This window comes from Kineococcus halophytocola, assembly GCF_041276425.1.
Classification (GTDB): domain Bacteria; phylum Actinomycetota; class Actinomycetes; order Actinomycetales; family Kineococcaceae; genus Kineococcus; species Kineococcus halophytocola.
Map to the genome: position 1 here is coordinate 50,469 of NZ_JBGFTU010000015.1, position 21,851 is coordinate 72,319.

The following is a 21,851-nucleotide window of genomic DNA, read 5'->3' on the forward strand; positions in this document are numbered from 1 at the left end:
ATGACGCGCCTACACTTGGAGTGGTGAACTCTGCATCGGCTCGTCCCCAACGAACCCGCCGTCGTCCCGTCGCGGGCGTTGGTCGGGGTACGCGAGGCACTGTGGCCCTGCGTAAGCCGGCGACAACCTCCGTGAGCGCCCCCGGCGCGCCGAATGCTTCCGCTTGGAAACTGGCGCAGACCTTCAGTACCGGTTTGAGCGCCAGCGAGACGCGGAAACTCCTCGATCTCCTGGAGTCCAGCCAGCGCAGTGTGCCCGTCCGCGGCGGCCACGGACGTACCTCGGTCGACGCGGTCGTCGAGGGGGCGGTCACCAACTTCGTCTTGAAAGCAGAGCGTCGGCGACAGGTCGAGCGGGGTTCCCTGCCGCTGGCGAAAGTAGCCGCCGAGATCGGCGCACCGGCGCACGACCTCGAACGAGGACTGGCGACCGGCCGGCTGATCGGGCTGCGCCGCGGCGGGGAGTGGTGGCTGCCCATGTGGCAGTTCAACCTCGAAGCCGCTGACCCGATCCTGCCCGGTCTCGCAGATCTCATCCGCGTCTTTCCAGGTAGCGTCGTCGCCCTGTCCCGATGGGTGGAGCGGCGGTCCGCGGCCTTCGACGGCAACAGCCCGGCCGAGCTGCTGCGTCGTGGCGAGGTCGACAGGGTCGTGCAGGAAGCAGCGGCACTGCAAGGAGCATCGGGACCGGTGAGCCGCGACTGATGGCCCGACCGCTCAAGCGGCCGGATCGTCCCCTCTCGGGTGGCCGGGAGTTCGTGTGGTCGTACCGTCCCGGTACGCGCGTTTGGACGTGGAGCCGTGTTTACCACCGTGACCGCTTCACGGCGGCAGCCGATGCGTTCAAGGACTACGGTCCGACGAACCGCTTCGACCACCACCGCCCCGACCCGGTGGGCAAAGCGCGTGTCGATCCCGACCGCCACGTCCTGTACGTCGCGCGAGACATCGTCACCGGGGCTTGCGAAGTCTTCGGCGAGACGGAGGAAGCTCTGTTGTGCAGTCGGTGGCGGGTCGCGCGGGTGCGACCACTGCGTCCCCTGCACCTCCTCGACCTCGCCGGTCCGGGATCGGCCCTCCTCGTCGGGGCCCTTCCGCAGATCGGCAGCGGTCACGTCCCGCGCGGGCTGACCCAGGAGTGGGCTCGCGCTCTCTACGAGGACCAACCGCTGCGCCGACGGGCTGACGGGGTGCGCTACTCGACGTCGTACACGGGGGCTGCGGCGCTCGCGGTGTGGAATCGCCGAGGTGACGTCACCACGGTCGTCGGAAGTGATGAGCCGCTGCGGACCCCACACGTCCTGGCGCACCTCACGGCAGAGCTTCCTCGCCGCGGGATCACCGTCGAGCAGGTGGAGGACGATGCGTGTCGCCGCTGTCGCGACGATGCGTAGCTCGACGCTCGAGGACCAGTTCTGGTTCGGTGTTCGTCCGATGAGAACGCGACTGCGAGCCGTCACGCTGACTGATCGAGGGGATCACCGCCCGCCCGGTGATCTCGTCGCACCGGACGGTGCCATCACCCCCACGTCGTCCTCCTGACGTCCGCCTGCTTCTGCCGGTTCGGCTCCACCTGCCGGAACCCGGACGCGCCGACCTCGGCGCCGGTGCGCACGACCTCGGTATCATCGCGCAGCCCGGGGTGGCGGTGGATCTCTCGTCTGCGCGATTCCGGCCTCTCGATGAGCGCCTCGGTCCCGTGACGGTTCTGCGAGGTCCGGTGTGGTGAGTGTCGCCGGATCCACCGACGCCATCACAGGAGCGGCGTCGCTGGCGATCGAGGTGACCTCTTCTTCGTGGCCCAGCGGGCGGTCGAGGTCGTCAGTCAGCAACGGCGGCACCCTCAAGCTGGTCGGGGCGCGGCGGTCGTGGTGGCAAGGCGGTGCCGGGGCCGGTTTGGGCGCCGGGGCGGAGGGGAGCCCGCCGTCGGTGCGGAAGAGGGGCTGCGTCAACGATTAACGGGCCGCACGAGTTCCAGCCGGTCGAACCGTTCGACGGTGCCGCCGCACTGCCGCAGCCACCCGTCGAGGTCCGCGCCCGGGATGCGGTTCGCGATGGTGGGGTCCACGACGAGGGCCGCGGAGCAGTCGACCGCGCCCGGTCCGACCACCGTCACCTGTGGCGCGGCGCGTTGGAGGGTGCCGGTGTCGGCCCACGACACCACGGTCGTCCCGGCGGGCAGGTCCCGCAGGTTTGGGGCGAGCAGGGCGTAGTCCGCGGTCCGGGTCGTGGCCACCGTCCCGAGCTGACCGGCGCACGCCACGACCAGGGGGAGTGCGAGGACCGCGGCCACGGGCCAGGCGCGGGAGGTGACCAGCCGCGTCAGCCCCACGGCGGCCAGCGCGACGAGCGGGGGCGCGAGGACGTCGTGGTACTGCGGCAGTTTCAGTGGTGAGACGACGACGGCGACGGTGAACCCGACGACGGCGGTCGCGACGACGGCGGTGGACACCCGTCGGACCAGCGCGGCCCCGAGCAGCGCACTGGTCCACAGCGCGACCAGGGCTGCCCACCCGAGGTAGCGGGACTGGAACCACCAGGCCGACCACCACGGCGGGAACAGGTGGTTCTGCCCGGCGATGTGCTGCACGGCACCGCGGCCGGCGTGGTCGAGCTGCCACTGCACGACGGTCCGCACCGCGTCCGGGGCCTCGGCGCCGAACGGCAGGTACGTGGCCAGGAACACCACCACGGCCGTCACCCCGGCGAGCAGGGCCCCGCCGACCTTGCGGGGGTGCGCCGCCCACGCGGCGAGCACGACGACGGCCACGCTCGCCCCGGTGAGCTTCGTCGCCGTCGCGGCGCCGACAGCCGCCCCGAAGACCGCCCACCGCCACCAGGACGGTTGTGCGGCAACGACTTGGGCGGCCCAGACCGCGCAGGCGGTGAAGAACAGCAACGGCATCTCCAGCGTGGCCTGTCGCCCGACGTGCGCCTCGACCACGCCGGGGTGCAGCGGCAGGAAGTACCAGAGCAGCATGGCGGTCAGCCCGGCCCACGGACCCCCGATGCGCCGCGCGACGCAGAACAGCACCCCGCCGGTGGCCAGCCCCATGAGCGCCGACGGCAGCCGGTCCGCGGTGAGGGACCCACCGAACGCCAGGTGTCCCAGACCGATGAGGAACTTCGCCAGCGGCGGGTGTTCCAGGTTGGCCCGGAAGTCGCCGTGGACGTAGGCCACCCCCGCGTCGCGGTAGACGAGTTCGTCACCGGTGGAGGACTCCACACCGAGACGCCAGAGGAACACGAAGGCTCCGGCGAGCACGACGAGGACGGTCAGCAGTCGTCGGGTCCGTGTCATGGCCCGGTCACGCTACCGGGGGCAGGGCGCAGGTCTCGTCCGTCAGGCGCGGGTGTCGTGGCCGGTCCACCGGCCCGGTGTCACCTCAACTCCTGACGGCTGGTGCCGATGCTCACCGGAGCAGCAGTCGACGGGGAACCCCGTGTCCACCACCCGCGTGCGCCTCGGCGGCGCCCTGGCCGCCCTCGTCGGCCCGTCCCTCCTCGCCACCGGGGCGGCGCAGACCTCGCCGTTCGACGCCGGCGGCCGACTCGGCGAGACCACCCGCTACGGCACGGCGGCCCTCGTCCGTGGCGACCTGTACGGGTCCGCGGTCGCCGCCGACGCCCTCACCGCCTCCCCGGTCGTCCTCCGCGCGAAGGTCCCGTCCTGCTCGTCGAACCCGGCACGCTCCCCGCCCGCACCGCGCAGGTCCTGTCGACGGCCTTGGCGCAGCAGGTGCCGTGGTGGGGGGGAAGGCTGGTGGTTCTGTCGATCGACCACTGCGCGTCCCCCCCGGTCGAACACGTCCACCGTCGACTGCGGGTGCAGGCGAGCACGGTCGATGATCGGCGCCAGGACGTGCACCGGCTCAGCGGTGGTTCACGACCTGCCGTCGTACAACTCGGTCAGGTCGATCAGGTGGACGTCCGCGCGGTGCGCCGATGCCTGCACCAGGTTGACCTCGAAACCGGCCCGGCTGAACAGGGCCAGCTGCGTCCGCTCGACGTTCCGACCTGACCGGGCCAGCAGACCGCGCAGGGCGTCCAGGCGGTCCAGGTCGGCGCTCGTGCGGGGCCGCCGGGTCGACGTCGCCTCTCCCAGGACGATGACGGGCGCGTTCGGGTCGTGGCGCCGGTGTCCGCGGGCGAGGGCGAGGACATCGATCTCGTGCCGGGTCCGCCCGGCGGGGTCGTTCAGGACCGCAGGGCCGACCTCCCCGACCGGTGTGCCCCAACGGTCTGCGGAGTACCGGGCCGTCCACGTCCGGGCCAGGTGCTCGAAGTGGGGCCCGAGCACCTGTGCCGAGTACCCGGGAGCGGCGGCGGCCCAGGCTGTCGTGGTGTCTCCCTCCTCCAGGAGGGCGCGGTGGGGTTCGACGACGACCTGGGTGAAACGCACGATGGGGTCGGCGAGGAAGAAGGACGGGCGTCGGGCCGTGAGGACGTCGTCGGTGCGGACGAGGAACCCCGCGTTCTCCAGGACGGTCAGCGGGTGCCGCAGCGTGTTGAGGTCCCGGCTCACAGCAGCACCGATCGCGGTGGGCGAACGGCGTCCGTCGGCTACCGCCTGCACGATCGAGGTGTAGGGGTTGCGGTCGAGGTTGCGCGGGTCCTCGCGCAGGAGGAACGACTTCTCGTTGAACAGGGCCGACGCCGGGTTCAGCACCGTGCGGCCCAGCCAGGCCACCCAGTCGTCGAGGTGCGGTGGCGGTGGTTCGGTCACCAGGGCGCGGTACCCGGGAGTGCCACCGAGGACGGCGTCGAGTTCGAAGGCGACCTGCGGGTCCTCGATCCCCCAGTAGGCGCGAGAGTCCCGGAAGTCGAACGGTGGGGTCGTCAGCTCCAGCTGTGCGCGCCCGCGCAGCGGCTGGGAACCGGTGAGCAGGGTGTTCATCACCGACAGCGCCGACCCGCAGACGATGACGGTGGGGGTCGGGGCCTGCGGGTCGTCGGCGACCTCGTCGTGCAGGAGTTGCAGCACGGAGGGGATCTCGGGGGAGTGGGCCAGGAGGTAGGGGAGTTCGTCGATGACGAGGACGTCGGCGCCCGGGCGCCGGCGTCTTCGTGCGTCGGGGCGCGACAGGCCCAGGGCCACCCGGAGGGCCGTCTCCCAGGAGTCGAACCGCACGGCGGCGGGGTCGTAGCCGAGGTGGTCGGCCACGTCCCGGGCGAAGACGTCGAGCGCAGGGGCCTTGTCCAGTTCGCGGGCCTGGTGGTAGAGCCCGTCGGTGGCGGCGACCAGGCGGCGCAGGAGGTAGCTCTTGCCGTGCCGACGACGGCCGGAGACGATGCCGAGGCGCAGCCCGGTCCGGTGTCGCGGCGGGCCGACGAGGGTGGAGAGCGCCTCCCACTGCGGCACCCGGTCGAACAAGTCGTCGGGGCGGGGCAGTGACACGCGACCTCCGTGGTGTAAACGCATTTACAGTAAATCGCTTTACAATTGGAGCGTAGCCTCCGTTTCGTCCTTGGAGCAACGGGCTGATCCCCCGCTCCAGGGGCCGCCCGACCCGTCGTTGCGATCGCGGCGATCGCCCCGCCAGCCCTCGTGGTCCCGGCCTGGTGCTACGTGCTGAGCAACCACTCCTGGGTCCCCGTGCTCTTCGTGCACCGCAGCCTGTCGGCGGCGGTGGGGGTGCTGCTGCTGGCCGGGGTTGTCGCCAAGCGCGCGGCACGCATCTGTGCACGGCGAGCGGGAGGCTGCGCTCACGGTGGTCGCCGGGCGGGAGGTCACTCGTGAGGGGGCGCCGTCTACGTCACGCTGCCGAACCCGGTGGGCCCGGAGGTCGTGATGCTCAGGGACGAGACCACGTTCAGCGTGGGCGGGTGGACGTCCCCGGTCCTCCCCGCCGACGACGCGATCGGCGCCTCCACTTCGATCACGCCACCTGCGGTGGCTGCAGATCGGTGACGACCGGGGGCGTCGGCTGGTGGGCAACGATCCCGATCGGTCCTCCCGCCGTGGTGGCGGCGGGGTGCACGGAACGCCTCCTCGGGGGCCGGGTGACGGGGGCGCCGATCGCCATGACCGGCGTCGTGCTGACCAAGCTTCGTGAGGGCCGCATCCACGGGTACGAAGTATAAGATTGGCTTGTCGGCAATCTTATAGGTCGAAGGGCAGGTCGAGGTGACGGCGATGATTCCCGACCCGGTGGAGGCTCGACGTCGCACGCGGGAGCACGCCGAAGCAGTCCTGACAGCCCTCGCGCGGGGGGAGGCGCCCCCGCAGTGGGAGTCGCAGGCGGTCGACCTGAAGGAGGAGGCCGGGCGGCGCGACGAGCACGGTGACGTGCAACCCGGGCAGGCGAGGAACCCCCAGGCGGAGAAGCACCTGGCCGCCGAGGTCCGTTGCTTCGCCAACACCCCGGGTGGGGGTGCCGTGGTGCTGGGGGTCGACGACAAGACCCACGACCTGCTCGGGACCGCCCTGGACGCGGACTTCCTGCGTCAACGCCTGCATGTGCTGACCGGTGTCGCCCCCGTGGTCGAGGAACGCTCCGTGCGGGGGGTGCGGGTGCTCCTGCTGCTCGTCGGCGAGGCCGACGGACCGGTGGAGGACAGCGACCACCGCCTGCGCTGGCGGGTCGGAGACCGTTGCGTCACCGTGGACCGGGCCGAGTGGTGGACCCGACGCGCCGCGCGCATCGGGGTCGACCCGATGGCAGCGGTCACGTCCCGCCGCCTCGCCGACGTCAGGGAGTCGGCCCTGACGGCTGTGCGCGCCTACCTCGTGGAAGGCGGCGACACGGAAGCGGCGGACCTCGACGGTGAAGCGCTGCTGACGCGGATCGGTGTCCTGCGCCCCGACGGTTCGCTCAGCCAGGCGGGGGTCGTCGTCCTGTGTCCCCAGCCCCGCGCCTGCCTGGAACTGTCCCGGCTGGACGTCGCCGGTGGCGATGTGACCGCTGCCCACGTACCCGTCCCCGGATCGAGTCTCCTGGAAGGTCTCCGCGAGGTCGAGGCGCGCCTGGACGCCATGAACGACGTCCGGCCCGTGAGCCGAGGTCTGGTGGAAGAGGCCCGCAGAGCTCTGCCCCCGCGCGCGGTGCGAGAAGCGGTTCTCAACGGGTTGACGCATCGTGACTGGTTCCACGCAGGCGCGACCACGGTCCGGTGGATCGACGCGGACGACACCCTGGAAGTCACCAGTCCCGGCGGTTTCACCGGCGGGGTGAACCCGACCAACGCGTTGACGACCCGGCACCCGCGCTACCCGGCCCTCGCCGATCTGTTCCAGGCGCTGCGCCTGGTGGACCGGCAGGGGGTCGGTGTGCCGCGGATGTACCAGACGATGCTGGCCGGGGGGCACCACGCTCCCGTCCTGGAGGAACGGCCTGGTCCTGCCGTGCGGACGACGTTGCCCGGGAAACCGCTCGTCCCGGTCCTGCCGGAGGTGCTCGCCGCCGTCGAACCGCTGGTCCGGCGCCGGGACGTCCGGGTGGCCGTCCTGCTGGACGCGCTCCTGCGGCACCCGTTCCTGACGCTCGAGCGCGCCGCGGCCGTGCTGCAGCAGTCGGTGGACGCCGCGCGGGTGACGCTGCAGGTCGTCACGGAGTGCAGGGTCGGCGACCTCCCCGTCTTCCAGGGTTTCCGGGACACCACCGTCCTGGCCGACGGGCTCCTCGAGGTGGTCCGCGCCGGCCGCTTCGGGCACGCGGAGAACGGAGACGTCCTGTGGTACCGCCGCAGCGGGCTGGACACCGTGCGCCGTGTGGCCCACGAGTGGTTGGGTGCCCACGACCGGGTCACCTCCGGGGACGTGGCCAGGTTGACCGGCACGTGGCAGGCCAACGCGTCGAAGTCCCTGTCGGTCCTGGCCGACGCGTCGGACACCGTGCGCCGGGGGCCCGGCCGCGGTCGTGCCGCGCACTTCGTCGCCGTCGCGGCGGGTGACGTCGAGGGGGAGCCGGTGCCGGAGAGCTGAGCCCGTACCGGACCTCCCGCGCCGCCTCCACCTGGTCGTGGTCGGGAGCCGGCGCCGTCCGTCGCACCTCCGCCTCCCGCAGAGCGTGGGAACGAGCCGCTGTCCGCCACGTGCCGGTGGCGGTCGGCACCTCCGCGAGCACGTCGATCGCGCGTTTCCCGCGGAGTGGGTTCCCTGCGAGCAGCAGTGCCCGCAGGGCTCCTTGCCGGAGGTCGTCGCGAACCCCCAGCAGGAGGGTCGGCTCCGTCGACCGGCGGGCCGTCGAAACCGTCGTCGTCCGCGCGGCGGCGCTCGGCACGCCCGACGAGGCGACGGCCCCACCGGTCGGGAGCGATGTCATCGAAGGACCGGAACGGGGAGGAGCCGACCGGAGTCTGCTGCGGTCCGGCTCCCAGGGGGAGGGAACCGCGACGGGACGGCTGCCGTTCCCCGATGAGCCAGGACGGCGACCACGTCCGAGAAGCACCGCCGGCAGGTACCGCTCGTGCTCGCTCCCCGGGGGGAGCGGACGTCTGGTCGTGGCCGTACCTGGTCGTGACCGTACCTGGCCGTGGTCGCACCGCGAACGGTCACACCGGTCGGCGCCGACCGGCGCGACCTGGTCCTCACGACCGAGGAGATTCGCCGGCGAGGGTCGTCGTCTCGGCGGCACCGGTCGAGTCGTCGGGTCGCGGTGCTCGGCGTGGGACGAACAGGCGCAGGACGATGACCAGCACCAGGGTCAGGGCCAACGTCTCCAGCAGCTGCACCCGCGCTCCTGCGTCTCCCATCGTCAGCGCGACGATCCCCGCGATCAGGACGAGCGCGAGGATCGAGACGACCGGGAAACCGGGCAACCGCGCCGGCGACGGGGTTCCGGCCCGGTCGGCTCGGCGACGGAGCACGATCTGGGACACCGCGATCGCGCCCCAGGTGACGAGGAGCGTCGATCCGACGACGTTGAGCAGTGCAGGAAGCACCGACCCCGGAAAGGCGAAGTTGAGGAGAACCGTGACGAAACCGAAACTGACCGACGCCAGCACCGCCACACGCGGTGTCCCGTTGGCCCCGATGCGGTTGACCGACCGCGGTGCGTAGCCGCGTTCGCCCAGCGAGAAGATCATCCGCGAAGCGCCGTAGAGGGTTGCGTTCAACGCGGACAACAGCGCGAGCACGATGACGATGGACAAGACGGTGTCCGCTCCGGGCAGGCCGACGAGGTTCAGCACCGCGGCGAACGGCCCGGCGGCGACGGCAGGATCGTTCCAGGGCAGGACCGCGACGATGAGGGCGATGCTCCCGATGTAGAAGACGAGGATGCGCCACAAGACGCTCGTGACCGCACGGCGGACGTTCTGCGCCGGGTCGTCGGACTCCGCTGCGGCGATGGCCACGATCTCGATACCCCCGAAGGCGAAGACGACCACGAGGATCGCCGCCGAGATCCCGCCGATACCGGCGGGTGCGAATCCGCCGGCCGAGACCAGGTGGCGCAGACCGGGGGACGGCACGCTCGGGAAGACCCCGCACAGGATGAGGACGCCGACGACGAGGAAGGCGACGATCGCGGCGACCTTGACGATGGCGAGCCAGAACTCGAAACGTCCGAAGCCTCGGACGTCGAGGAGGTTCAGCACGGACACGCCGGCCACGAAGACCAGCACCCACACCCATTGCGGGACGCCCGGGACCAGCGCGGTCGTGATCGATGCGGCGCCTGTCGCCTCGGCCGCGACCACCACGATCAACTGCACCCAGTAGAGCCAACCGATGGTCGCCCCAGGGATCTGCCCCAGGGCTCTCTCGGTGAAGACGGAGAACGCTCCGCTGGCCGGCTCGGCCGCCGCCATCTCGGCGAGCATTCCCATCACCAGGACCGCGAGCAGACCGGCGACCGCGTACGAGACGAGCACCGCGGGGCCGGCCGTGGCGATCGATTGGCCCGAGCCCACGAACAGCCCTGCGCCGATCGCGCTGCCCAGCGCCATCATGGACATCTGCCCACGGGTCAGAACCCGTTGCAGGTCGGGCGTTCCCGGCTCTTTCGAGGCCACGTCCTGTCTCGTCATCTGTTCACCCGTCCTGTGTCGTCGGTGACTTTCGGGGGTCGGTGGGTACACCGCGAATCCTGCTCGCATCGCTGCGGGAACGTGACGCCACCGGTGTGCGGCGAGGTTAGAGGTCGAGTTCGGCGCGGTCAACGCGCACAGTTCCCGTCTGACGGGTTGTGCGAGTAGCTATCTCGTCGCGGGACGCGACCGAACATGTTGCTGGTCTCGCGGGGTGGATCGCTTGGACGCGCAGATCGCCGAAATCCTCACGGAGGACCCGGGGATCGGAGTCAGCGAATCGAGCGGACGGCTGGGCGCGTGGGCGGCGGCACGTTCGACCCGGGATCTCCAGCGCATCCTCGACGCCATGTCGCAGACGCCTGGTGCGGGGCGCTCCTCCACGCAGATCGTCCCGGAGACCCGTCTGGTGGACCGGCGACCGTCGTGGATGCACGAGGCGGTGGCCGTGGCCGAGGGGAGTTCTCCCGCTGACAGCTGAGCGCGGCCAGCCCGTGCGGCCGAGCGGCTGGTGCACCGGATCGGCGACCGCTGGGTCGACGTTCGCGCGCTGCTCGTCGAACGGGGTGGTGGACTCGACGACCACGAGGCTCCGGGCGGTGATGCGGGTGGTGTCCGGGTTCCACTCCGCAACCCCTCCGGAGGGCCGACGGTGCCCACCCCCCCCGGCGGGTCCCGTCCATCGCTCCCGGGCCGTGCACGCCGACGACGGTTCGCGCACCAGCCGAGGGGGTGCCGCGCACCGTGGTCGCCCGCCGTGACTCCGCCGGCCTCCCGGCACCGCCGGAACGTCGGGTCCCCGCCGAGAGCGGGCGGCCGGACGGGCTGAGCCACCCCGAACCTCTCAGGAGCGAGGTGGACCGTGGTCCTGCTCCCACGGCTCGCGCTGCTCGGTCCGCAGCACCGGGTCGGACGATCGTCCGGCTCCGGTGCCCAGACCGACGTCGAACGTCGTGAAGACATCGACCGGCTTGTCCGGCCGGCCCGCACGGTGGAGGGGGTCTCGGCCGCGGGGCCGCCTCCGGCACTGTGTGGACGCACTGTTCCAGTCCCCGATCACGACGTTGAGAGGGTCCAAGGCCGTCTCCTTCGGTAGACGGCGTGTTCATTGTGCGACACGATCGGGTGGTTGTCGAGAGATTGCGCCAGTTGCCTCGACGTCGTCCACGGGCAGATCGTCGACCTCTCCGCCAACGGGTCCCACGGTCCCGGGACTTCGTGGTCCATGATGGGTGCGACGACGTGACCCCGTGCCACCCGGTCGACGGAGGCCGTCGAACGATCCGGCGTGCACCCGACGTCGAGGAGGGGATGACCACGGTGGATCGCGCCAGGGCAGTGGCGAACAACCTCCAACGCTTTCGCGAGGTCGAGGGACTGTCCCTGTCCCAGCTCGCCGAACGGTCAGGGGTGGCCAAGGCGACCCTCTACAAGGTGGAGCGCGGGCGCACCAACCCGACCCTGGACACGCTCGCGGCCATCGCCGAGAGCCTGTCGATCACGATCGAGCAGTTGATCGCCCTACCCACCGAGCCGCTCGTCGAACTGGTGCGCGCCGGTGAGGGGCAGGACGTCACCGACGACGAGTCTCGAGGTTTCATCGTCACCAGTCGCCTGCTGCCGGCGGGGATCATCGAGATCCACGACCAGAGCTTCTACCCCGGCATCTCCAAGACCTCGGTCTCGCACGGTCAAGGTACGCGTGAGCACGTCATGCTGCGCAGCGGGTCGATCGTGGTGGGGCCCGTGGGGGAAGAGGTGAAGCTCGAGCCGGGTGACTACGCCAGCTACCCGGTGGACCGCCCGCACGTCTGGAGGACCATCGGTGACGAGCCGGCCCGGGTGTGGATCGTCCACACGTTTCCCCGACTGCTCGCCGGTGCCCTCAGCGGGTAGGAGAAACCCCGACGATCGTCCTCGACCGGGGCGGCCGGCCACGTCTGCGCGTTCCACCGCGCAGACGGCTCCCGCTGTCGGAAGAGGAGGGGGCCGGTGCGAGCCCGCCACGCGGGCTGGACCGGCCGGACTGGTCACCGACGGGTCGATCTGCTGTGCAGCCGATCCGGCTCGCCCGAAGCCCTGTCCACCGCCACGCCGCCGTCATCCACCAGACGTGCCGTCGCGCCACCGGTGCGTCGGCCGCGGTGGGCGCGGCCAGGACCACGAGGGCGGTGCGGGACAGCCCGAACGATCCCGTCCGGTCAGGGGGACGTCGCGCCGACCCGCACCGCGGAGCTCACACCGCGGATGACGCGGCGCGTTCCAGGGTGGCGACGAACGCGTCGGCGACCTGGGCGTGTTCGGGTTTCATGACGCAGCAGCGCAGGATGACCGTGTCCTCGGAGTCGACCGTCAGGTCCGGGTGCTGACGGGCCAGCCATCGGCTGGAGACCCGCAGTTCGGCCAGGTGCCACCCCTCCTGGGCCGCTGCGTCGAAGACCGCCTGGGAGAGCCGGCTCACCTCCGAGGTGGTTGCGGCCCGCGGGAAGGGGCACACGATGTCGAGATCAGGGGTGACGGCGACGTCGAGGACCGTGGAGGCACGCAGGCTCGCGGTGATCCGCAGCGTCGCCTCGCGCTGTTCGGCCAGGCCGGCACCGAGGCCGGACCGGGTCAGCGGCAGAGCCTGCAGCGTCGTCCAGAACGCGGCGGCCGACGCGCCGGCGCGCGAGCACTCGATGCTGATCTCGCCCAGGTGCAGGTCGTCGGAGGTGAAGTAGGTGTAGGGCGAGTCGTGGGAGTACAGCTGCCCGACCGAGGGGTCGCGGAACACCACGCAGCCGCAGCCGTAGGGCTGCAGGCCGTGCTTGTGCGGGTCGACGACGATCGAGTCCGCACGTGGCAGGGCGCGGAACGGGGCGGGATCGACGAGGGCCGGGTCGGCGGCCAGCAGCGTGTGGAAGCCACCGTAGGCACCGTCGACGTGCAGCCGGACGCCGTACTTCTCACACAGGTCGGCGATGAGGTGGACGGGGTCCAGGGCCCCCATGCCGGTGGTGCCCAGCGTCGCCACGACGGTGCCGACGTCACCGCGGACCAGTCGGTCCTCCAGGGCGACGACGTCGAGGCGACCGAAGGCGTCCTGGGCGACCTTCTCGTGCGGGGCGCCGATGATGGCGCACATGCGCGAGTGCGTGTAGTGCGCCGCCTCGCTGGACAGGACGACCTTGCCGGGGTGCAGTTCCCGGGCGATCCACAGGGCCTCGAGGTTGGCCAGGGTGCCCGAGGACGTCAGGTGCCCCAGGTGGGCGGGGTAGCCGAACATCTCGGCGACCTGAGCCACGGCTTCCTTCTCCAGAGCGGCCGTGGCGGGCCCACCGTCGAGGGCGTGGTTGTTGGGGTTCAGCAGCATCGTGGTGGCGTAGGCGGCCCAGGCCACGGGGTGCGGTGGTTTGAGGATCTGTCCGACGTAGCGCGCGTCGCCGTACGGGTAGGTGTTGGCCAGGCGGTCGGCCAGACGCTCCAGCGCGGCCCGTTCGGCGGGTGCGGCGACGACTTCACCGGTCCACAGGTCCGCGTGACGGATCAACTCGGTACTGCGTTCGCGCAGCCGCTCGATGAGCTGGGGTTCGAGCCGGACGTCCTGTGCGCGCATAGCGCTTTCCTTCCCATCGCACCTTCACGGCCGGGACGGCTCCCGGCCGGTACCTGCGGGCGGCCGGCGCGGCACCCGCGCCGCGCCGGCCCTCGTCCGACGTCGGTCGGCGGACCTGCGGCGACGACGACGCCCACACGCTGCTCCTCCGCTCCGCGGCCGGGTCGGGGACCCTCCCGGGGAGGTCCCTGCCTCGCACCGGTTCGTTCTCTTTAAGATACGTCCCGGATACTTTGATGACAACCCTCGGGGGGAACGGGTCAGCGCCGAACCGGGCCACCGTCGGGCGGACCCGCCCGGCGGGCTCACCCCGTTCTCCTCGCCGGATCCACAGGAGGGTGCCAGGCTGCAACCCGCCGCCCGACCCGAGGAGACCACGTGCACCGCCGCCTGATCACCGCCCTCGCCGCGTCCACCGTCCTGGCCCTGGCCACCGCCCCGGCCGCCCAGGCCGTGGACGGGCGCCTGGCCGGGGCCGACCGGTACGAGACGGCCGTGGCCGTCTCCCGGGCCTTCGAGGGGTCGCGGTACGCGCCCGTCTTCCTGGCCACGGGGGAGAACTTCCCCGACGCCCTCGCCGCCGCGGCGGCCGCGGGCGCCGACCAGAGCCGGGTCCTGCTCACCGGCCGGTACGCGCTGCCGCCGTCGACCCTCGACGAGCTCGCGGCCCGCCGTTCCGCCGCCGTCTACGTCGTCGGCGGCACCCCCTCGGTCAGCACCGAGGTCCAGACGACCCTGGAACGGCTGGGCCACACCGTCCTGCGGTTCGCCGGGGAGGACCGCTACGACACCTCGGCCGTCGCCGCGCAGATCCTGTTCGACGACCCCGACACCGTCTTCCTCGCCACGGGGGAGAACTTCCCCGACGCCCTGTCCGGGGCGGCGGCGGCCGGGAGCATCGGCGCCCCCGTGCTGCTCGTGCGTCCCGACGGCCTGCCCGACCCGGTCCGCTCCGCGCTCACCGACGACGTCCTGCCGCTGCGGCCGAGCCGCTTCGTCGTCCTCGGCGACGAGAACGCCGTCTCGGGCGCCGTCCTCGACCAGGTCAGGGCCCTGGGGTTCCAAGACGCGACGTTCGAGCGACTCGCCGGCCCGGACCGCTACGCGACCTCGGTCGCGGTGGGTCGCCGGTTCTTCCCCACGAGCACGCACGTCGTGCTGGCCGTGGGCGACGACTTCCCCGACGCCCTCGCCGCGGGCCCCTTCGCCGCCGCGACCGGGGCGCCGCTGCTGCTGACGCAGCGCACGACGACGCCCGCCGCGACGCGCGCTGAGCTGGACCGGCGGCAGCCGGCCGACCGCTACTTCGTGGGGGCGGCGCAGCCGAACTGACCCCGCGTCGGCTCCCCGCGCCGGAAAGTGTGCCGGTGGCGCCACGACCACCGCAGTCACCCTTCATGGGCGGAAAAGTGTGATCGCGCGGGTGGAGAGGCCACGACGACACTTTCCTGCGGTCCCGACCCGGTCGCCGACGAGGTCCGCCGCGTCCTGGACGTGCTGGACCGGGCGTCCGGCCCCGTCCACGGTCTGGAGTCGCTGCACGTCGACCTCGAGGAGGAGGCCGGGCGGCGCCAGGGGCGCAGCATCCTCCCGGGGACGCCGGAGAACGCGACGGCGGCACGGGTCCTGGCGGCGGAGGCGACGTGCATGGCCAACACCCCCGGCGGAGGCGCCCTCATCGTGGGGGTCGCCGACGACGGGACCCTCATCGGCACCGAGCTCGACGAGCAGTGGCTGCGGCGCCGGATCCACGACCTCACCGACCGGCGGCTGACGGTGGACGTCACCCCCGTCACCTGCCGCGGGGTCCGCCTGCTGCTCGTGCGCAGCCCCGAGGCCGTTCACCCGATCCCCTTCGAGCACGAGTACCACCACAGGGTCGGAGACAGCTGCGTCGAGGTCGACGCCACGCGGTGGGAGGACCTGCGCCGACGCCGCAACGGGTGGGACTGGTCGGCGCAGGACTCCGGGGTGCCGGTCACCGCGGCCCGCAGCACCGCCCTGCAGCGAGCCCGGGACGTCCTCCTCGCCGCCGGAGAGGAGAAGGGGCTCGACCTCGCGACGGCCACCGACGGGGACCTGCTGCGTCGCCTGGGGTGGTCACCCCGGACGGCACCCTGACGAACGCGGGGGTCATCGCCTTCGTCGGCCGGGACGTGGCCGGCGTCGACCACGTCCGGCGGGAGGTGACCGGCGGGGGCAGCTTGCAGCGCATCCGGGAGGCGGGCCGGGGTCTGCTCGAAGAACTCCACGAGGTCGACCGGGCGATCGAGGCGGCGAACCCGGTCCGCCACCTGCCGATGGGGCTCGTGAGCCGCCAGGTCAGGGCCCTACCGCCACGAGCGGCCCGAGAGGCGTTGGTCAACGGTGCGGCGCACCGCGACTGGTCGACCGCCGACCCCGTGCACGTCGAGCACATCGGGTCCCGCCTCGTCGTCACCTCACCGGGCGGTTTCATCGGTGGGGTCACCAGCAGCAACACCATCACCCACCCCTCACAGCCGCGGAACCGCGCGCTGGTCGACCTGCTCATGCGCCTGCGGGTGGCCGAACTGGAGGGGATCGGCGTCGACCGGATGGTCGGGGACATGGTGCGCCTGGGCTACCCCGCCCCCTCGATCGAGGAGGTCGCCGGTCCTCTCGTCCGTGCCGTCCTCCTGGGCACGCGCCTGGACGAGGGGCGGATGACGTTCCTGGCGAGGATGGACCCCGCCCGCACCGCCGACGACCTGAACACCCTGCTGGTCCTGCGTCACCTCCTCGAGCACTGGTGGACCGGTGCCAGGAGCACGGCCCCGCTCATCCAACGGTCCGCGGCCGAAGCCGAGGACGTGCTGCTGCAGTTGGAAACCGTGCGTGTGGGTGGCGCCGTCCTCGTGGGGCGCGTGGAGGGGACCCCCGCCGACGCCCCGCCGGCCTGGACGGTCACCACCGACGCGCTCGCGGTCCTGGCCGACCGCGACCAGCGCGCCGGTGCCCCGAAGCGCCGTCACCCCACCCGCTCGGCCGTCGCCCGTTCCTGGGCCGAGCACCGCGGACGCATCGGTTCGAGCGAGCTGTCCGGGATCGTGGGCGCCCACCCGACCAACCTCCAGCGGGTGCTCAAGGACCTCGAGGCCGACGGGGTCCTCGCGCCCGGGCGGGCCGTGCGGCGCGGCGCGGGTTTCTTCTACGTCCCGACGAGGGGTTCTGACCCGTCCCGGTGAACCGCGACGACCACCCGGGCCCGACCCACCCCGGTGCGCAGCGGGTTCCGGGGCCGCTCAGGCCACCGGCCGCTCGGCGACGGCACGGCGGACCACCCACGCCACGAGGCGCTCCAGCGGTCCCCGCCCCAGCACCCGCGCCCACACGGTGCACAGCACCAGCGTGACGGCGGCGAACAGGTACCACTGCGTCCACGAGACGCCGGTGCCGAAGGACGATTCCTCGAAGGCGGCGAACTCCTCCCCGGTGCCCACGACCCCGACGACGGCGAGGGCGAGGAGGTGCCCGCAGTACGCGGTGAGCGGCATCGACCCCACGGCCGTCAGGGGACGCACGAGCCAGCGCAGCCGGCCGAGCAACCGGACCAGGCCCAGGCAGGCGGCGATCACCGTGAGGGCCACGCCCCCGGACCCCACGACCTCGAACGTCGTGCTGCTGTGCGGGGAACTGGTGGTGAACGTCCACAGGTCCAGGCTGCTGCGCACCGCCGCCCAGTTCGCGGCCCACAGGTTCTCGGGCGCCTTCTCGGGCGCTACGTCGGCGACGTCCTCGTCCGCTGCGGGGCCGGGGAGCGGGTCGTAGCAGGACCAGCCGATCGACGGTGCACCGGAACAGACCATGCCGTCCAGGTCGGCCTCGGCTCCGGGCACCTCGGTGGGGGAACTCCCGGGGAGTTGTGTGGACCCGTCCCCGGGGTCGAGGTACAGGCTCGACTCGTAGGGGGCCGAGCCGGGGAGGCCGGGCCCGTCGGGACCCGGTGTCCCCGCGACGGGGGCGATGAGCCACGAACCGCCGTACCCGGCCACCGCGAGCAGGACACCGCTCACCGCCAGTCCCGCCCCCACCCGGGCGCGGGTCAGGTCCAGCCGGCCCACGCCGAGACCGGCGACGACGAACGCCGACCACACCAGTGCCGGGTAGGTCCCGGACACGGTGAGCTGACCGAGCACCCCGCCGCTGCCCAGCAACCCGGCCGACTCCAGGCCCACCAGCGCCGCGCGCACCGGGGGCGTGAGCACGGCCAGACCCGCGGCGAGCAGGAACAACCGCCGCGCCCGCCAGTGCAGCACCACCACCGAGGCGGCCAGGAGGAGGGCGTAGAACTCCAGGATCACCGCGACGCCCGTCACGAGGAACTGCACGAGACCGCCCAGGACGAGCAGGCACGCGGCGCGGACCAGGACGCGCCGGCGGGCCGTGGCCAGTCCTGCTCCCCGCGGCGGGGTGGTGCGCCCGCTCATCAGGGCGAGGGAGACCCCGGCCAGGGTGGCGAACAGGATCGCCGAGCGCCCGTTGACGACACCGGCCCACGTGGTGGGGTCGGCGAGGGTGAGGTCCGGGGGCATGGCCGTGTGGGCGGCGAACATCCCCAGCACGGCCAGGCCCCGGGCGAGGTCGAGGCCGTGCAGGCGCGAGGCACCGGGGCGCGGGGCGGGCCGGGACGCGGGGCCGGCGTCAGGGGTCGGCGCAGCGCCGGTTCTCTCGAGCACCCCACGACGTTACGGACGTGCGGACCCGGTCCGCGTCCGCCGCCCGGGGGGTGCGGGACCCGTTCGGCCCCCGCCGTGCGGCGGGGTCGACCCGCGTCGCGGTGCCGGTCAGGGCTGCACGAGCACCCGCACGGGGTTTCCGTCCCGCTCGTGCAGTCGGCGGATGCCCTCCTGCACGTCCTCCAGCGGCACGACGGCGCTGACCGACCGCGACAGGTCCAGCCGCCCCGCCGCTAGCAGCTTCGCGAGGGTCCCGATGTCGGAGTTGCGGTACCCGAGGTGACCCAGGGCCTGCTTGCGGGACAGGTTGAACGCCAGCGACGTCCCGAGGGAGATCTCCTGCCCGGACAGTCCGACGCCGACGACGCGACCGCGGGGGGCGAGCATCGCCAGGCCCTGCTCGAACGTGGCCTTGAGCCCGACGGCGTCGAACGCGACGTCGAGGAGGTGCCCGTCGGTGGCCTCGGCGATCTTGCCGCGCAGGTCCGGGTCGGCCGGGTCGAGGGCGAGGTCGGCGCCGACGGCGAGGGCGCGCTCGCGCACGGCCGGGTCGAGGTCGACGGCGACGACGGGGACCGCGCCGACGAGGCGGGCGAGCTGCACGAGGTGGGTGCCGACACCGCCGACGCCCCACACCCCGACGGCCTCGCCGGGGCGGACGGCGGCGGTGTGCACGACGGCGCCGAAGGGGGTGGAGACGGCGTCGGCGAGCAGGGCGGCCTGGTCCAGGGGTACCCCGTCGGGCACGCGGGTCAGCCCGCCGGCCTGGGCGATCGTGTACTCGGCCCACGCGCCGTCGTAGGCGAAGGCCATGAGCATGAGGTCGTCGCAGTTCACGAGGTCACCGCGGCGGCAGCGATCGCAGCGCAGGCAGGGGCGCCCGGCGGCAGGGACGACGCGGTCCCCGACGGCCCAGCCGGTGACACCGGGCCCGAGGGCGGCGATCGTCCCGGACGCCTCGTGGCCCTGGGTGATGGTCTCCGGTCCGCGGGGGTCGGTGAAACTGCCGTCGAGCAGGCCCAGGTCGGAGTGGCAGATCCCGCAGTAGGCGACGTCGATCAGGACCTCCCCGGGGCCCGGCTGGGGGACGGGGACCTCCTCGACGTTCATCGTCCTCGTCGGGACGTGCAGGCGCTGGGCGCGCATCGTCCGGGGCGGCGTCGTGGGCAGCGTCGTGGGCAGGGCGGTGGGGGTCACGGGTTTTCTCCGGGGCGGCTCGTGGTGGTCTCGGTCCAGAACTGCTGCACCAGGTCGGCGAACTCACCGGCGCGCTCGATCTGCGGCATGTGACCGGTGGCGGCGAACAGGTGGGTCCGCGCGTGCGGGAGCGCGCGCCGGGCGGCGTGCAGGTGGGTGGCGGGCAGGATCTCGTCCTGCTCACCCCACACGACGAGGGTCGGGACGGGGTTCGCGGCGGCCGCGCGCAGCAGCTCCCGGCGCCAGCGCCGCCGCACCCCGAACGGGGTTCCCAGCGAGCGGGCGGTCTCGTGCATGACGCGCGCTGCGTGCGGGCGGCGGCTCAGCCGCTCGGCCAGCGCGACCCGCTCGGCGGTGACGAGGTCGCCGTCGTGGAACACCGCCCGCAGCGTGCGGCGGGCGGACTCCGCGCTGGGTTCCAGCAGGCGCCGGGCCAGGAACGGCACGGTGATCGCGCGCAGGGCCACGGTCACGTCGCGACCGAAACCGGCGGGGTCTGCGAGGGTGAGGGTGCGGACCCGGCCGGGGTGGTCGGCGGTGAACCGCAGCGCGACGGCCCCGCCGAGGGAGTTCCCGACGACGTGCGCGGGGACGTCCAGGCCCACCGCGTCGGTGAACGCGGCGACGAAGGCGCCGAGGCGGCCGACGGTGCCCGGGACCGGCATCGGGTCGCTGCCGCCGAACCCGGCGAGGTCGACCGCCCAGCACCGGTACCGGCCCGACAGCAGCTCCACCTGCTCGTCGAAGTCCTCCAGGCTGCACCCGATCCCGTGCAGCAGGAGCACCGGGTCGCCCTCGCCCTGGACGCGGTACCGGACGCGCATCCCGTTGCCCAGCAGGGTGGACCGGGGTTCGGCGAGGGGGCGGGGGAGGGTCACGAGAACTCCAGGGCGCGGTCGGCGACCCGGCGGTGCTTCAGCGTCCACCGGTCCGCGGGGTAGTTCTGCCGCAACCGCCACGGGCTCGCGGCCCCCTGCTGCGGCAGGCGCCCGGCGGCGCGGCGCACGTACCCGGCGTCGAGGTCGATGAGCGGGCGGCGGGCGGGGTCGGTGGGGGTTCCCGGCCGCACGACGCGGTGGCCGCGCCGGTCCATGAGGGCGAGCAGCCGGCAGACGTGCTCGGTCACCAGGTCGACCTTCAGCGTCCAGGAGGCGTTCGTGTACCCGAGGGCGAAGGCGAAGTTCGGCACCCCGGACAGCATCATCCCCCGGTAGACGACCGACTGCGCCGGGTCGATCCGTTCCCCGTCGACGGCGAGGTCCACGCCGCCGAGGAACAGCAGGTCCAGGCCGGTGGCGGTGACGACCACGTCGGCGTCCAGCTCGGCGCCGGAGGTGAGCCGGATCCCGCGGGGGGTGAACGTGTCGATCCCGTCGGTGACCACCGAGGCCGCCTGCGAGCGCAGCGCGCGGAACAGGTCGCCGTCGGGGACGAAGCAGACGCGCTGGTCCCACGGGTCGTAGCGGGGGGTGAAGTGGCGGTCGACGTCGAACCCGGCGGGCAGCTTCTCGGCCACCTTGGCGCGCAGCCAGCGGCGCGCGGCCTGCGGGCGGCGGCGGCTGAACTGGTAGGTGGCGGTGGCCAGGGCGACGTGCTTGGCCCGCACCAGCGGGTAGGAGATCCCCTCGGGGACCTTGCCGCGCAACCGGTCGGCGAGGTGGTCGCGGGAGGACAGGGCGAGCACCCAGCTCGGGGAGCGTTGCAGCATCGTCACGTGCGCGGCCTCGCGGGCCAGGTTCGGCACGAGGGTGACGGCGGTGGCGCCGCTGCCGATGACGACGACCCGCTTCCCGTGCGTGTCGAGGTCGGTGGGCCAGTGCTGGGGGTGGACGACCCGGCCACCGGCGCCGGTGAACTCCTCCAGGCCGGGGAACTGCGGGGAGTACCCCGCGTCGTAGCGGTAGTAGCCGGTGCAGCTCAGGAGGAAACCGCACGTCATCGTGACCGTCTCGGTCCCCCCGCCGGCCGCGGGGCGTTCGACGCGGACCGTCCAGCGGGCCGTGGCGGTCGAGAACTCCGCGGAGACGACGCGGTGGTGGAACCGGGTGCGCTCGTCCACGCCGAACTCGCGGGCGGTGTCCTGCACGTACTGCCGGATCGAGGCGCCGTCGGCGATGGCCTGGCCGCCGCGCCAGGGCCGGAAGGAGTACCCGAGGGTGTACATGTCCGAGTCCGACCGGACGCCGGGGTAGCGGAACAGGTCCCACGTGCCGCCGGTGGCGCCGCGCGCTTCCAGGACGGCGAACGTGCTGCCGGGGCGGCGCCGCACGAGCTGGCAGGCGGCTCCGACGCCGGACAGGCCCGCCCCCACCACGAGGACGTCGAGGTGCTCGGTCGCTGCGTCGCTGTCCACGACGACCACTGTTCAACGCGGTGTCGAGTCTGTCAACA

Annotated in this window: 16 protein-coding genes; 8 read left to right on the plus strand and 8 right to left on the minus strand. The window is 72.8% G+C overall.

Features of this window, described 5'->3' with window-relative positions:
* Positions 1 to 131: 131 nt before the first annotated feature.
* Both AB2L27_RS13735 and AB2L27_RS13740 read left to right on the plus strand, forming a co-directional pair.
* Positions 132 to 704, plus strand: coding sequence for a hypothetical protein (locus AB2L27_RS13735; RefSeq protein ID WP_370442041.1), 573 nt, complete (start codon positions 132 to 134; stop codon positions 702 to 704).
* Positions 704 to 1,393, plus strand: coding sequence for an RES family NAD+ phosphorylase (locus AB2L27_RS13740; RefSeq protein WP_370442042.1), 690 nt, complete (start codon positions 704 to 706; stop codon positions 1,391 to 1,393). Before AB2L27_RS13735 ends, AB2L27_RS13740 begins: the two co-directional genes overlap by 1 nt.
* A 554-nt stretch (positions 1,394 to 1,947) precedes the next feature.
* On the opposite strand, the gene AB2L27_RS13745 is transcribed toward AB2L27_RS13740, so the two are convergent.
* Positions 1,948 to 3,300: an ArnT family glycosyltransferase gene (locus AB2L27_RS13745; RefSeq protein ID WP_370442043.1), complete on the minus strand. Its 1,353-nt coding sequence runs from the start codon at positions 3,298 to 3,300 to the stop codon at positions 1,948 to 1,950.
* Between the two features lie 582 nt (positions 3,301 to 3,882).
* Positions 3,883 to 5,397, minus strand: a complete 1,515-nt coding sequence (locus AB2L27_RS13750; protein WP_370442044.1) for an AAA family ATPase — start codon at positions 5,395 to 5,397, stop codon at positions 3,883 to 3,885.
* Between the two features lie 738 nt (positions 5,398 to 6,135).
* Between AB2L27_RS13750 and AB2L27_RS13755 the strand changes: the two genes are divergently transcribed.
* A complete protein-coding gene (locus tag AB2L27_RS13755) occupies positions 6,136 to 7,923 on the plus strand; it encodes a DUF5635 domain-containing protein (RefSeq protein WP_370442045.1) in 1,788 nt (595 codons plus the stop codon).
* A gap of 605 nt (positions 7,924 to 8,528) precedes the next feature.
* Here AB2L27_RS13755 and AB2L27_RS13760 read toward each other — a convergent pair.
* Complete coding sequence (locus AB2L27_RS13760; RefSeq protein ID WP_370442046.1) at positions 8,529 to 9,971, minus strand: amino acid permease; 1,443 nt, start codon at positions 9,969 to 9,971, stop codon at positions 8,529 to 8,531.
* A 223-nt stretch (positions 9,972 to 10,194) separates the two neighbouring features.
* On the opposite strand from AB2L27_RS13760, the gene AB2L27_RS13765 reads away from it, so the two are divergent.
* The gene (locus AB2L27_RS13765; protein ID WP_370442047.1) at positions 10,195 to 10,452 is read left to right on the plus strand and encodes a hypothetical protein; all 258 of its coding nucleotides are present in this window, start codon (positions 10,195 to 10,197) and stop codon (positions 10,450 to 10,452) included.
* 830 nt (positions 10,453 to 11,282) lie between these two features.
* The gene (locus AB2L27_RS13770) at positions 11,283 to 11,867 is read left to right on the plus strand and encodes a helix-turn-helix domain-containing protein (protein ID WP_370442048.1); all 585 of its coding nucleotides are present in this window, start codon (positions 11,283 to 11,285) and stop codon (positions 11,865 to 11,867) included.
* A gap of 340 nt (positions 11,868 to 12,207) precedes the next feature.
* On the opposite strand, the gene AB2L27_RS13775 is transcribed toward AB2L27_RS13770, so the two are convergent.
* Entirely contained in the window at positions 12,208 to 13,566 is a 1,359-nt protein-coding gene (locus AB2L27_RS13775) for a pyridoxal phosphate-dependent decarboxylase family protein (protein WP_370442049.1), read from the minus strand.
* A gap of 378 nt (positions 13,567 to 13,944) precedes the next feature.
* Between AB2L27_RS13775 and AB2L27_RS13780 the strand changes: the two genes are divergently transcribed.
* From AB2L27_RS13780 to AB2L27_RS13790, 3 genes are all read left to right on the plus strand, one after another.
* Positions 13,945 to 14,898, plus strand: a complete 954-nt coding sequence (locus AB2L27_RS13780) for a cell wall-binding repeat-containing protein (protein ID WP_370442050.1) — start codon at positions 13,945 to 13,947, stop codon at positions 14,896 to 14,898.
* Positions 14,899 to 15,060: 162 nt separating this feature from the next.
* Entirely contained in the window at positions 15,061 to 15,687 is a 627-nt protein-coding gene (locus AB2L27_RS13785; protein ID WP_370442051.1) for an AlbA family DNA-binding domain-containing protein, read from the plus strand.
* Positions 15,663 to 16,772, plus strand: a complete 1,110-nt coding sequence (locus tag AB2L27_RS13790; protein ID WP_370442052.1) for an ATP-binding protein — start codon at positions 15,663 to 15,665, stop codon at positions 16,770 to 16,772. Before AB2L27_RS13785 ends, AB2L27_RS13790 begins: the two co-directional genes overlap by 25 nt.
* Before the next feature lie 57 nt (positions 16,773 to 16,829).
* Here AB2L27_RS13790 and AB2L27_RS13795 read toward each other — a convergent pair whose 3' ends face one another.
* The 4 genes from AB2L27_RS13795 to AB2L27_RS13810 all read right to left on the minus strand — a co-directional run bounded on the left by AB2L27_RS13795 (position 16,830) and on the right by AB2L27_RS13810 (position 21,813).
* Positions 16,830 to 18,263: a DUF418 domain-containing protein gene (locus AB2L27_RS13795; protein ID WP_370442053.1), complete on the minus strand. Its 1,434-nt coding sequence runs from the start codon at positions 18,261 to 18,263 to the stop codon at positions 16,830 to 16,832.
* A 108-nt stretch (positions 18,264 to 18,371) separates the two neighbouring features.
* Complete coding sequence (locus AB2L27_RS13800; RefSeq protein WP_370442092.1) at positions 18,372 to 19,409, minus strand: zinc-binding dehydrogenase; 1,038 nt, start codon at positions 19,407 to 19,409, stop codon at positions 18,372 to 18,374.
* Between the two features lie 47 nt (positions 19,410 to 19,456).
* Positions 19,457 to 20,338: an alpha/beta fold hydrolase gene (locus tag AB2L27_RS13805; protein ID WP_370442054.1), complete on the minus strand. Its 882-nt coding sequence runs from the start codon at positions 20,336 to 20,338 to the stop codon at positions 19,457 to 19,459.
* Positions 20,335 to 21,813 (minus strand): flavin-containing monooxygenase, encoded by a 1,479-nt coding sequence (locus AB2L27_RS13810; RefSeq protein ID WP_370442055.1) that lies wholly within the window; start codon positions 21,811 to 21,813, stop codon positions 20,335 to 20,337. The genes AB2L27_RS13805 and AB2L27_RS13810 overlap by 4 nt, the downstream gene beginning before the upstream one ends.
* Between the last annotated feature and the right edge of the window lie 38 nt (positions 21,814 to 21,851).